At 63.6% G+C, this 12,387-nt stretch carries 10 protein-coding genes and 4 tRNA genes; all 14 read left to right on the top strand.

Annotated elements, in window-relative coordinates; translation table 11 throughout:
- Positions 1–130: 130 nt before the first annotated feature.
- The 14 genes from J2X70_RS12665 to rpoB all read left to right on the top strand — a co-directional run bounded on the left by J2X70_RS12665 (position 131) and on the right by rpoB (position 12,327).
- The gene (locus J2X70_RS12665; protein WP_248152411.1) at positions 131–1,150 is read left to right on the top strand and encodes a cyanophycinase; all 1,020 of its coding nucleotides are present in this window, start codon (positions 131–133) and stop codon (positions 1,148–1,150) included.
- Between the two features lie 111 nt (positions 1,151–1,261).
- Positions 1,262–2,272, top strand: a complete 1,011-nt coding sequence (locus J2X70_RS12670) for an isoaspartyl peptidase/L-asparaginase (protein WP_309910613.1) — start codon at positions 1,262–1,264, stop codon at positions 2,270–2,272.
- A 142-nt stretch (positions 2,273–2,414) separates the two neighbouring features.
- Positions 2,415–2,500, top strand: a tRNA-Tyr gene (locus J2X70_RS12675).
- A gap of 26 nt (positions 2,501–2,526) precedes the next feature.
- Positions 2,527–2,600 (top strand) — tRNA-Gly (locus tag J2X70_RS12680).
- Between the two features lie 48 nt (positions 2,601–2,648).
- Positions 2,649–2,724, top strand: a tRNA-Thr gene (locus tag J2X70_RS12685).
- 39 nt (positions 2,725–2,763) lie between these two features.
- Complete coding sequence (gene tuf / locus J2X70_RS12690; protein ID WP_032977440.1) at positions 2,764–3,954, top strand: elongation factor Tu; 1,191 nt, start codon at positions 2,764–2,766, stop codon at positions 3,952–3,954.
- A gap of 101 nt (positions 3,955–4,055) precedes the next feature.
- A tRNA-Trp gene (locus J2X70_RS12695) sits at positions 4,056–4,131 on the top strand.
- Positions 4,132–4,179: 48 nt separating this feature from the next.
- Positions 4,180–4,593, top strand: a complete 414-nt coding sequence (secE, locus tag J2X70_RS12700) for a preprotein translocase subunit SecE (RefSeq protein WP_025879351.1) — start codon at positions 4,180–4,182, stop codon at positions 4,591–4,593.
- 10 nt (positions 4,594–4,603) lie between these two features.
- On the top strand, positions 4,604–5,164 hold the full coding sequence (gene nusG / locus J2X70_RS12705; RefSeq protein ID WP_025879350.1) for a transcription termination/antitermination protein NusG: 561 nt from the start codon (positions 4,604–4,606) through the stop codon (positions 5,162–5,164).
- A 196-nt stretch (positions 5,165–5,360) separates the two neighbouring features.
- Positions 5,361–5,789, top strand: coding sequence for a 50S ribosomal protein L11 (gene rplK / locus J2X70_RS12710; protein WP_004145248.1), 429 nt, complete (start codon positions 5,361–5,363; stop codon positions 5,787–5,789).
- Positions 5,790–5,793: 4 nt separating this feature from the next.
- Positions 5,794–6,492 carry a 50S ribosomal protein L1 gene (rplA, locus tag J2X70_RS12715; protein ID WP_025879349.1) on the top strand — a complete coding sequence of 233 codons (699 nt, stop codon included), beginning with the start codon at positions 5,794–5,796 and terminating at the stop codon, positions 6,490–6,492.
- 388 nt (positions 6,493–6,880) lie between these two features.
- Positions 6,881–7,417 (top strand): 50S ribosomal protein L10, encoded by a 537-nt coding sequence (gene rplJ / locus J2X70_RS12720; protein ID WP_025879348.1) that lies wholly within the window; start codon positions 6,881–6,883, stop codon positions 7,415–7,417.
- Between the two features lie 63 nt (positions 7,418–7,480).
- A complete protein-coding gene (rplL, locus tag J2X70_RS12725) occupies positions 7,481–7,846 on the top strand; it encodes a 50S ribosomal protein L7/L12 (protein WP_025879347.1) in 366 nt (121 codons plus the stop codon).
- Between the two features lie 326 nt (positions 7,847–8,172).
- The gene (gene rpoB, locus J2X70_RS12730) at positions 8,173–12,327 is read left to right on the top strand and encodes a DNA-directed RNA polymerase subunit beta (protein WP_025879346.1); all 4,155 of its coding nucleotides are present in this window, start codon (positions 8,173–8,175) and stop codon (positions 12,325–12,327) included.
- Positions 12,328–12,387: the final 60 nt, after the last annotated feature.

Below are 12,387 nucleotides of genomic sequence, written 5' to 3' on the forward strand. Positions count from 1 at the left end.
CCCTGTCCCCCATTCACATTTCAGGAATGGGCGCGCGCATTTAACGCCTTTTTCATGTCCTTGACTACTGGGGATATGTCTGGCAAAGAGTGAAAACGGTTGCAGGTCGTTTTTGTTCAGGGAGATCAAAATGCGACGCCTTCGCTACGGGCTGCGTGGCCCGCTCATCGCCTTGCTGCTGTCCGCGCTCTTCTGGTCATCGCCAGCGGCGGCACAGGAACTGATGGACCCGGGCTTCGCCTACTACGAAGTGGGCGATCTGGATGCACCGCGGCCTGGCCCGCGAGCCCCCGCGATGATGCTGATGGGCGGTGGCGAATGGGTGCCTGAAGCCTTCCAGTGGTGGCTGCGCCAGGCCGGCAATGGCCGTGTGCTGATCCTGCGCGCCTCCGGCACCGATGAGCTGCAGGACCGTCTGTACCGGGAGATTGGCGGCACCACCGCCGTGCAGACCCTGGTGTTCGACAACCGCCGCGGCGCCGATGACCCGGCCGTGCTGCGGGTCGTGGCCGCGGCCGATGCGATCTTCATCGCCGGCGGCGATCAGTCCCGCTACATCCGCTACTGGAAAGGCACCGCGCTCAATCGCGCGCTGAATGCCCACGTGCGCGCCGGCAAGCCGATTGCCGGCACCAGCGCCGGGCTGGCCATCCTCGGCGGCTACGCCTATGGCGCGCTGGATGGCGGCAGCATCGATTCGGCCAGCGCCATGGCCGACCCGATGGGCGAGGCGGTGACCCTGGACCGCGGCTTCCTGCAGTTGCCCTACCTGCAGCGGGTGGTCACCGACACCCACTTCGACAAGCGCGACCGTCTCGGCCGCTTGATCGTGTTCGTGGCCCGCGCCGCGCATGACAGCGGTGACCCGGACATGGTCGGCATCGGCGTCGACGAAGACACGGCCCTGTGCGTGGAGCCTGACGGCCAGGCCCAGGTCTACAGTGCCGACGGCGAAGGCAAGGTCTGGGTGGTCAGCCCCGGACGCGATGCCGACCGGCTGGTGGAAGGCGAACCGCTGCGCTTCCATGCGGTGCCGGTCACCGTGGTTGCCAGCGGCAGTCGCATGCGCCTGGACGACCTGCAGGCCGACGCGGCCTACCAGGCTTTGGCTGAAATCAGCGATGGCGAGATTGAAGTCGTCCGCCAATGATCCGGTAGCGCCGGGCCATGCCCGGCGGATGCCGCCGCGCTGTGCCTTCCACCGGGCATGGCCCGACGCTACCGTGCAATCCAATCCTTGTCCTGCTGGAGATCTGCTTCCATGAAACTGCGCCTGGCGCTGTCCGCGCTGTTGTCCCTGCCACTGCTGGCCCAGGCCGCACCCACCGCATCACCGCTGCTGGTCATCCACGGCGGTGCCGGGGTGGAGCGCAAGGATCTCTCCGCGGCAGAAGAACAGGCCGCGCGCGCTGCGCTGAAGGCGGCATTGCTGAAGGGCCATGCCGAACTTGCAGCCGGGCGTCCGGCACTGGCGGCGGTGACCGCGGCCATCACCGTGCTCGAGGATGATCCGACCTTCAACGCGGGCAAGGGCGCGGTGTTCACCCACGAAGGCCGCAATGAACTGGACGCGGCGGTGATGGACGGTGCCACCCAGGCGGCCGGAGCAGTGGCCGGCGTGCAGCGCGTGCGCAACCCGATCCTCCTCGCGCAGGCGGTGATGCAGAAGTCCAGGCACGTGATGATGGTGGGGCAGGGCGCCGAAGCCTTCGCCACCGAGCAGGGCGTGACCCTGGTCGACCCCTCCTACTTCCGCACCGACAAGCGCTGGCAGCAGCTGCAGCGTGCATTGAAGGAAGAAGCGAGCGGGCAGGCGCATGCCGACCTGGAAACCGCAAAGCACTTCGGCACGGTCGGTGCGGTCGCCCTGGATGCACAGGGGCATCTTGCTGCAGGCACCTCCACTGGCGGCATGACTAACAAGCGCTATGGACGTGTCGGCGATTCGCCGATCATCGGTGCCGGCACCTGGGCCGATGCGCGCTGTGCGGTGTCGGGTACCGGTTGGGGCGAGTACTACATCCGTACCGCGGCAGCCCATGAGATCTGCGCGCGCATGCGCTACCTCGGTCAGTCGCCGGAACAGGCGGGCAAGGGCGTGATCAACGACGCGATTCCGCAGATGGGCGGCGACGGCGGGGCGATCGTGCTCTCTGCAGATGGAAAAGCGGCAGCGCCGTTCAACACCCAGGGCATGTATCGGGGCTGGATCGGGGCCGATGGCGTTGCCCATGTGGCCATCTTTGCCGACGAGCCAATCGCGCTGCCTTGAGCAGACCCTTGCGTATCAAGGGGTTTGCGACGCGCGTGAAAAAAAGTGAAAAAAAGCGTTGACAGACCCCTGCTTCATCTCCAGAATTGCGGGCTCACCACCACACACCGCAACGCTTCGGCGGCACGGCATGGGGTGGTAAGGAGGGATACCCAAGCGGCCAACGGGGGCAGACTGTAAATCTGCTGGCTTACGCCTTCGGTGGTTCGAATCCACCTCCCTCCACCAGCTTCACGTTGTGGCACATTCCCGGTGCGGGAGTAGTTCAATGGTAGAACCTCAGCCTTCCAAGCTGATGGTGCGGGTTCGATTCCCGTCTCCCGCTCCATTGAATGAACTTTGAATATTATCGAGTTCATGCCATAATGCAAAACTCGCTCACATAGCTCAGTCGGTAGAGCACTTCCTTGGTAAGGAAGAGGTCGAAGGTTCGATTCCTTTTGTGAGCACCATCTTCAGCACCACACCAGACGAATTCGAGATAAGCAGCCATGGCCAAGGGTAAGTTCGAGCGCACCAAGCCGCACGTCAATGTCGGCACCATCGGTCACGTCGACCACGGCAAGACCACGCTGACCGCCGCACTGACCAAGATCGGTGCCGAGCGCTTTGGTGGCGAGTTCAAGGATTACTCCGCGATCGACGCTGCGCCGGAAGAAAAGGCACGTGGCATCACGATCTCGACCGCGCACGTCGAATACGAATCCACCGTTCGTCACTACGCCCACGTCGATTGCCCGGGCCATGCTGACTACGTCAAGAACATGATCACCGGTGCTGCCCAGATGGACGGCGCGATCCTGGTGTGCTCGGCCGCTGACGGCCCGATGCCGCAGACCCGCGAGCACATCCTGCTGTCGCGTCAGGTCGGCGTGCCGTACATCGTCGTGTTCCTGAACAAGGCCGACATGGTTGACGATGCCGAGCTGCTGGAACTGGTCGAAATGGAAGTCCGCGAGCTGCTGAGCAAGTACGACTTCCCGGGCGACGACACCCCGATCATCTCGGGTTCGGCCCGTCTGGCGCTGGAAGGCGACCAGAGCGACATCGGCGTGCCGGCCGTCATCAAGCTGGTCGAGGCGCTGGACACCTGGATCCCGACCCCGGAGCGTGACGTCGACAAGGCGTTCCTGATGCCGGTCGAAGACGTGTTCTCGATCTCGGGCCGCGGCACCGTGGTGACCGGTCGTATCGAGCGCGGCGTGATCAAGGTCGGCGAAGAAATCGAAATCGTCGGCATCCGTCCGGTGCAGAAGACCACCGTGACCGGCGTGGAAATGTTCCGCAAGCTGCTGGACCAGGGTCAGGCAGGCGACAACGCCGGTCTGCTGCTGCGCGGCACCAAGCGTGACGACGTCGAGCGTGGCCAGGTTCTGGCCAAGCCGGGTTCGATCAAGCCGCACACCAAGTTCGATGCCGAAGTGTACGTGCTGTCGAAGGACGAAGGCGGCCGTCACACCCCGTTCTTCAAGGGCTACCGTCCGCAGTTCTACTTCCGTACCACCGACATCACCGGTGCGGTCGAGCTGCCGGAAGGCGTCGAGATGGTGATGCCGGGCGACAACGTGAAGATGGTTGTCACCCTGATCAACCCGGTCGCCATGGACGCCGGCCTGCGCTTCGCCATCCGCGAAGGTGGCCGTACCGTCGGTGCTGGCGTGGTTGCCAACATCCTCGAGTAAGCCTGCATGCCGGCGGTCGCATAGCGCTGCCGGTCTGGCGAGTGGCGGGCCGGGAACCTCGGTCCGCCTTCGCCGTCTAAGGGAAGGCAAGTTTTCTACGTACGCCAGTAGCTCAATTGGCAGAGCAGCGGTCTCCAAAACCGCAGGTTGGGGGTTCGAGTCCCTCCTGGCGTGCCATCTGCCCACCTTACCGAGCGGCCCTGCCGCTAAAGCAGACACAGCCTGATGAATAGCAAGATCGAACATTCCAAGGACACCTCCGCGCAAGGCGGGGATATCGTCAAGTACGTCCTCGCATCGTTGCTGGTGCTGGCAGGTCTGTTCGTCTGGTTCTGGTTCTCCGCCGACTCCGGTCGCGCTGCCCAGCTGGGCGCGTGGGCGGGTCAGCTGCGTGCGTTGGCGGTCGTGGTCGGCCTGGTTGGCGGTATCGGCGTGTTCATGCTGACCGGCAAGGGGCGCGACACCCGCGAATTCCTCTCCGAGTCGCGCTTTGAACTGCGTAAAGTGGTCTGGCCGACCCGCCAGGAAGCCATTCGCATGACCTGGGTGGTGATTGTCGTCGTCCTGATTCTCAGCTTGCTGCTGGGCGGGTTCGACTTCTTCATCCAGAAACTGACTCAGTGGTTCCTGAGCCGCTAAGGAGAAATGCATGAAGCGTTGGTACGTCGTTCACGCCTATTCGGGCTTCGAGAAGTCGGTGGCGCAGGCACTGCGCGATCGCATCGTCCGTGACGGCATGGAAGAGCGCTTCGGCGACGTCCTGGTTCCGACCGAGGAAGTGATCGAAATGCGCGCCGGCCAGAAGCGCCGTTCCGAGCGCAAGTTCTTCCCGGGTTACGTGCTGGTCCAGATCGAGACCCACGAAGAAGCCGGTATTCCGCGCATCGACAACGAAAGCTGGCATCTGGTCAAGGAAACCCCGCGCGTCATGGGCTTCATCGGCGGAACCGCCGATCGTCCGCTGCCGATCGCCGACTCCGAGGCCGAGGCGATCCTGAACCGTGTCCAGGAAGGCGTCGAGAAGCCGCGTCCGAAGGTGCTGTTCGAGCCGGGCCAGATGGTTCGCGTCACCGAGGGTCCGTTCAACGACTTCAATGGTGTCGTCGAAGAGGTCAATTACGAGAAGAGCCGTCTGCGCGTCTCGGTGTTGATCTTCGGTCGCGCCACCCCGGTCGAGCTTGAGTTCGGTCAGGTCGAAAAGGCCGTCTGATCTGCATTCATATGCCGCTTCAGGCATGTGAAGAAAAAACCTGATATGCTGCGCGGCTCCCGTTGGGAAGCTGGCGGGACGAGGCCACCGAAAGGTGGCCTTCGGCATGATTTCAAAACGCGATGCCGGGACGCGTGATTCCCGGTCCGATGGGGAGCCTGTTGTCGCAAGGCGCTAGCACCCGGAGAGTACTCACATGGCAAAGAAAGTTGTCGGTTATATCAAGCTGCAGGTGAAGGCCGGTCAGGCCAACCCCTCGCCGCCGGTCGGTCCTGCGCTGGGTCAGCGCGGCCTGAACATCATGGAATTCTGCAAGGCCTTCAATGCCGCCACGCAGAAGCTCGAGCCGGGTCTGCCGGTTCCGGTGATCATCACGGCCTATTCGGACCGTACGTTCACCTTCATCACCAAGAGCACTCCGGCCACCACCCTGCTGAAGAAGGCCGCTGGCATCTCGTCGGGCTCCAAGCGCCCGAACACCGAGAAGGTCGGCAAGGTCACCCGTAAGCAGCTGGAAGAGATCGCCAAGGCGAAGGAACCGGATCTGACTGCCGCCGACCTGGACGCCGCCGTGCGTACCATCGCTGGCTCTGCCCGTTCCATGGGCCTCGTGGTGGAGGGTTAAGAAGATGGCACAGACCAAGCGTGAGAAGGCCATCAAGGCCGCTATCGTTCCGGGCAAGGCATACGCCTTCGAGGACGCAATCAACATCCTGAAGACCGCCACCAAGGCCAAGTTCGTCGAGTCGATCGACGTTGCCGTGCGCCTGGGCGTCGACGCGAAGAAGTCCGACCAGCAGGTCCGTGGCTCCACCGTGCTGCCGGCTGGTACCGGCAAGTCGGTCCGCGTCGCTGTCTTCGCTCCGGCCGGTGCCAAGGCTGATGAAGCCCTGGCTGCTGGCGCCGAAGCCGTCGGTATGGACGACCTGGCCGAGAAGATGCAGGCCGGCGATCTGAACTACGACGTCGTGATCGCGACCCCGGACGCAATGCGCGTTGTCGGTAAGCTGGGTACCGTGCTGGGCCCGCGCGGCCTGATGCCGAACCCGAAGGTCGGCACCGTCTCCCCGAACCCGGGTGAGGCTGTGAAGAATGCCAAGTCGGGTCAGGTGCGTTACCGCACCGACAAGGCCGGCATCATCCACTGCACCATCGGCAAGGCCGACTTCGCCGAAGACGCGCTGAAGTCGAACCTGACCGCGCTGCTGCTGGACCTGATCAAGGCCAAGCCGGCCACCTCGAAGGGCACCTACCTGCAGAAGGTTTCGGTCAGCTCGACGATGGGCCCGGGCGTCACCGTCGACCAGTCGTCGCTGAGCCTGAAGTAATCGTTTCAAGCGGTCGCGGGTCCCTCGGGCCCCGCGACCGTGACATTTGAAGGCATCGCCGGCAACCCATCGCCGGTGGTAGCCGTCAAAGACCGCAGGTGCGGTCGTGGCATGCCGGCGACGGGCACGGAAGCTCGATTTGGCAGGGAGTCGCCGCCGGAGCAGTCACGAACGCTTAATCGATTCCCAGGAATCACCCTGCGTAGATGGTGCCCTTCTGGAGTTTTTCTGGTTCACGCACGTCTGGGGTTACCCAGGTTGGCCCACTCCAGGTCTAGAACGGCCCACCCCCCGGAACATCATTCCGATGTTCCCGGCGTCCAGGACGGATGCCGCACAGGACCGCACACGGCAGGAGCCGTAAGCGGAGTTCAATCGGAGGAGTGCAATGGCTCTCAATCTGTCCCAGAAGCAAGAAGTAGTCGCGGAGCTGGCAGACATCGCCGCCAAGGCCCACTCCTTGATCGCAGCCGAATACGCTGGCACCACGGTCGCTCAGATGACCGCGATGCGTAAGCAGGCTCGTGAAACCGGCGTTTTCTTGAAAGTTGTCAAGAACACCCTGGCGTCGCGTGCCGTTGAAGGCACCGAGTTCGCAGTCGCACAGGACCAGATGGTTGGTCCGCTGCTGTACGCGTTCTCGCTCGAGGAGCCCGGTGCTGCCGGTCGCCTGATCAAGGATGCCGCCAAGGGCAACGACAAGCTTAAGGCCAAGGTCGTCGCAATCGGTGGTGAAGTGTTCCCGGCAAGCCATGTCGACGTGTTGGCCTCGCTGCCGACCCGCGACCAGGCCCTGGCAATGCTGGCACGCGTCCTGACCGAGCCGGTCACGATGTTCGCCCGCGCCATCAAGGCAATCGGCGACAAGCAGAATGGTGGCGACGTCGCCGCCGACGCTGCTGAACCGGCCGCCGAGACCGCCTGAGTTTCGACTAATCGTGGTTCCTGACGGAACCTCAATCCAGAAAAACATCCAAAGGTAATTATCATGTCCCTTACCAACGAACAGATCGTCGACGCCATCGCCGAGAAGTCCCTGATGGAAGTGATGGAGCTGGTCAAGGCCATCGAAGAGAAGTTCGGCGTCTCCGCCGCTGCTCCGGTCGCCGCTGCTGTGGCTGGCCCGGCTGCCGTCGTTGAAGAGCAGACCGAATTCGTCGTCACCCTGAAGACCGCTGGCGACAAGAAGGTCGAAGTCATCAAGGCCGTCCGCGCCATCACCGGCCTGGGCCTGAAGGAAGCGAAGGACCTGGCCGAAGCCGGCGGCGTCCTGAAGGACAACGCTTCGAAGGACGAAGCCGAGAAGATGAAGAAGGACCTGGAAGCTGCTGGCGCGACTGTCGAAGTCAAGTAAGCACTTCCATTGCGTCGCCATCGAAATCCGGCGATGCAGCCAAGGCTGGGGGCGTAAGCCCCCGGCCTTTGGTCGTTGTTGTAGGCCCGGCCAATCGTGGCGCGGTTCTACGGAAATACGGTGAAAAAGCCCAACACGGGCTGCGGTCAAACCCTGGCCGGCCAGCGCAACGCGCGGCGGCGGGGGAGTGGATGCAGACGAGTTGGCAGTTGGAAGTAGCGGGAGAAGGCGTGCTGGTGCCGGCAATACCAGCGACTTCCAACTGACAATTTCAAGTTCCCTTCGGGTCGTGGGCGCACGACTCGCACAACAAGGTGGAAGACCTCATGACGTCCTATTCGTTCACCGAGAAAAAGCGTATCCGCAAGGATTTCGGCAAGCAGCGTTCGATTCTCGAAGTGCCGTTCCTGCTCGCCATCCAGGTGGATTCCTACCGTGAATTCCTGCAGGAGAACGTCGATCCGGCCAAGCGCACGGACCACGGCCTGCACGCTGCACTGAAGTCGGTCTTCCCGATCGCCAGCTACAGCGGCAATGCTGCCCTGGAATACGTCGGCTACAAGCTGGGCGATCCGGTCTTCGACGAGCGTGAGTGCCGTCAGCGTGGCATGAGCTACGGTGCGCCGCTGCGCGTGACCGTGCGCCTGGTGATCTACGACCGCGAGTCGTCGACCAAGGCCATCAAGTACGTGAAGGAGCAGGAGGTCTACCTCGGCGAAATCCCGCTGATGACCGACAACGGCACCTTCATCGTCAACGGCACCGAGCGCGTCATCGTCTCGCAGCTGCACCGCTCGCCGGGCGTGTTCTTCGACCACGACCGTGGCAAGACCCACAGCTCGGGCAAGCTGCTGTACAGCGCCCGCATCATTCCTTACCGCGGCTCCTGGCTGGACTTCGAGTTCGACCCGAAGGACGCGCTGTTCACCCGTATCGACCGTCGCCGCAAGCTGCCGGTGTCGATCCTGCTGCGTGCGCTTGGCTACAGCAACGAAGAGATGCTGGCCGAGTTCTTCGAGATCAACACCTTCCACATCAACCCGGATGAAGGCGTCCAGCTGGAGCTGGTGCCCGAGCGCCTGCGCGGCGAAACCCTGGGCTTCGACCTCGCCGACGGCGACAAGGTCATCGTGGAAGCCGGCAAGCGCATCACCGCGCGCCACATCAAGCAGCTGGAAGCCTCGGGCATCGCCGCCCTGGCCGTGCCGGACGACTACATCGTCGGCCGCATCCTGTCGCACGACGTGGTCGATGCCTCGACCGGCGAACTGCTGGCCCAGGCCAACGACGAAATCACCGACGAACAGCTGCAGGCCTTCCGCAAGGCCGGCGTCGATGCCGTGGGCACCCTGTGGGTGAACGACCTGGATCGTGGCCCGTACCTGTCCAACACCCTGCGCATCGATCCGACCAAGACCCAGCTGGAAGCCCTGGTCGAGATCTACCGCATGATGCGTCCGGGCGAGCCGCCGACCAAGGATGCCGCGCAGAACCTGTTCCACAACCTGTTCTTCACCTTCGAGCGCTACGACCTGTCCGCAGTCGGCCGCATGAAGTTCAACCGTCGCGTGGGCCGCAAGGAAACCACTGGCGAAGCCGTGCTGTACGACCGCAAGTACTACGGCGAGCGCAACGACGAAGAGTCCAAGCGCCTGGTTGCCGCCCACGGCGACAGCTCGGACATCCTGGACGTGATCAAGGTCCTGACCGAGATCCGCAACGGTCGCGGCGTGGTCGATGACATCGATCACCTGGGCAACCGTCGCGTGCGTTCGGTCGGTGAAATGGCCGAGAACGTGTTCCGCGTGGGCCTGGTCCGCGTCGAGCGCGCGGTCAAGGAACGCCTGTCGATGGCCGAGTCGGAAGGCCTGACCCCGCAGGAGCTGATCAACGCCAAGCCGGTGGCTGCGGCGATCAAGGAATTCTTCGGCTCCTCGCAGCTGTCGCAGTTCATGGATCAGAACAACCCGCTGTCGGAAGTCACGCACAAGCGTCGCGTCTCGGCCCTGGGCCCGGGCGGCCTGACCCGTGAGCGCGCCGGCTTCGAAGTGCGCGACGTGCACCCGACCCATTACGGCCGCGTCTGCACCATCGAAACGCCGGAAGGCCCGAACATCGGCCTGATCAACTCGCTGGCCGTGTACGCCCGCACCAACCAGTACGGTTTCCTCGAGACCCCGTACCGCAAGGTCGTGGACGGCAAGGTCTTCGACGAAGTCGAGTTCCTGTCGGCCATCGAAGAAAACGAGTACGTCATCGCCCAGGCCAACGCCCTGACCGATGCCAACAGCGTGCTGACCGAGCAGTTCGTCCCCTGCCGTTACCAGGGCGAATCGCTGCTGAAGCCGCCGGCGGAAGTCCACTTCATGGACGTCTCGCCGATGCAGACCGTGTCGATCGCGGCCGCGCTGGTTCCGTTCCTGGAGCACGATGACGCCAACCGCGCACTGATGGGCGCCAACATGCAGCGTCAGGCCGTGCCGACCCTGCGTGCGCAGAAGCCGCTGGTCGGTACCGGCATCGAGCGCGCCGTGGCGCGTGACTCGGGCGTGACCGTGAACGCCCGTCGTGGTGGTGAGATCGTGCAGATCGACGCCGCCCGCATCGTGGTCAAGGTCAACGAAGCCGAGATCACCGACGCGTCCGACGCCGGCGTGGACATCTACAACCTGATCAAGTACACCCGCTCCAACCAGAACACCTGCATCAACCAGCGTCCGCTGGTGGAAGTGGGCAACGTGGTGGCGCGTGGCGACGTGCTGGCCGATGGTCCGTCCACCGACATCGGTGAACTGGCCCTGGGCCAGAACATGCTGATCGCCTTCATGCCGTGGAACGGCTACAACTTCGAAGACTCCATCCTGCTCTCCGAGCGCGTGGTGGAAGAGGATCGCTACACCACGATCCACATCGAAGAGCTGACCTGCGTTGCGCGTGACACCAAGCTGGGGCCGGAGGAAATCTCGGCCGACATCCCGAACGTTTCCGAGCAGGCGCTGAACCGCCTGGACGAAAGCGGCGTGGTGTACATCGGTGCCGAAGTCCGCGCCGGCGACATCATGGTCGGCAAGGTCACCCCGAAGGGCGAAAGCCAGCTGACCCCGGAAGAGAAGCTGCTGCGCGCGATCTTCGGCGAGAAGGCTTCGGACGTGAAGGACAGCTCGCTGCGCGTGCCCCCGGGCATGGACGGCACCGTCATCGACGTGCAGGTCTTCACCCGCGACGGCATCGAGAAGGACAAGCGCGCCCGTCAGATCGAAGAATCTGAAATCAAGCGCGTCAAGAAGGACTTCGACGACCAGTTCCGCATCCTGGAAGCAGCCATCTATGCCCGTCTGCGTTCGCAGATCGTCGGCAAGGTGGTCAACGGTGGCGCCGGCCTGAAGAAGGGCGACGTCATCTCCGACGCCTACCTGGATGGCCTGAAGAAGGCCGACTGGTTCGTGCTGCGCATGAAGGACGAGGACGCCGCCGAAGCCATCGAGCGCGCACAGAAGCAGATCCAGGCGCACGAGAAGGAATTCGAGCGTCGCTTCGCCGACAAGCGCGGCAAGATCACCGCTGGCGACGACCTCGCCCCGGGCGTGCTGAAGATGGTCAAGGTGTTCCTGGCAGTGAAGCGCCGCATCCAGCCGGGCGACAAGATGGCAGGCCGCCACGGCAACAAGGGTGTGGTGTCCAACGTGGTGCCGGTCGAGGACATGCCGTACATGGCCTCGGGCGAAACCGTGGACATCGTGCTGAACCCGCTGGGCGTGCCGTCGCGTATGAACATCGGGCAGATCCTGGAAGTGCACCTGGGCTGGGCAGCCAAGGGTCTGGGTCGCAAGATCCAGGCAATGCTGGAAGCCCAGGCCGCGGTCGCCGACCTGCGCAAGTTCCTGGACGACATCTACAACCACGATGACACCAACGTGGCCAACCGTGTCGACCTGTCGCAGTTCAGCGACGAGGAACTGCTGCGCCTGGCCCGCAACCTGTTCGACGGCGTGCCGATGGCAACGCCGGTGTTCGACGGTGCCACCGAAGCGGAAATCAAGCGCATGCTGGAACTGGCCGACCTGCCGAGCAGTGGCCAGACCCAGCTGTATGACGGCCGCACCGGTGAAGCCTTCGATCGCCACACCACCGTTGGCTACATGCACTACCTGAAGCTGAACCACCTGGTCGACGACAAGATGCACGCCCGTTCGACCGGCCCGTACTCGCTCGTCACCCAGCAGCCGCTGGGCGGCAAGGCGCAGTTCGGCGGCCAGCGCTTCGGTGAAATGGAAGTCTGGGCGCTGGAAGCCTACGGCGCGGCCTACACCCTGCAGGAAATGCTGACGGTGAAGTCCGATGACGTGCAGGGCCGCAACCAGATGTACAAGAACATCGTCGACGGTGAGCACGAGATGGTCGCGGGCATGCCGGAATCCTTCAACGTCCTGGTGAAGGAAATCCGCTCGCTGGCCATCAACATGGAACTGGAAGACAACTGATCCATGCCGGCGCGGCGGCCACCGCCGCCGCGCCGCTGGCAGTGAACTGAAAGCCCATCG

Source organism: Stenotrophomonas sp. 1337 (assembly GCF_031455455.1).
Lineage (GTDB): Bacteria > Pseudomonadota > Gammaproteobacteria > Xanthomonadales > Xanthomonadaceae > Stenotrophomonas > Stenotrophomonas indicatrix.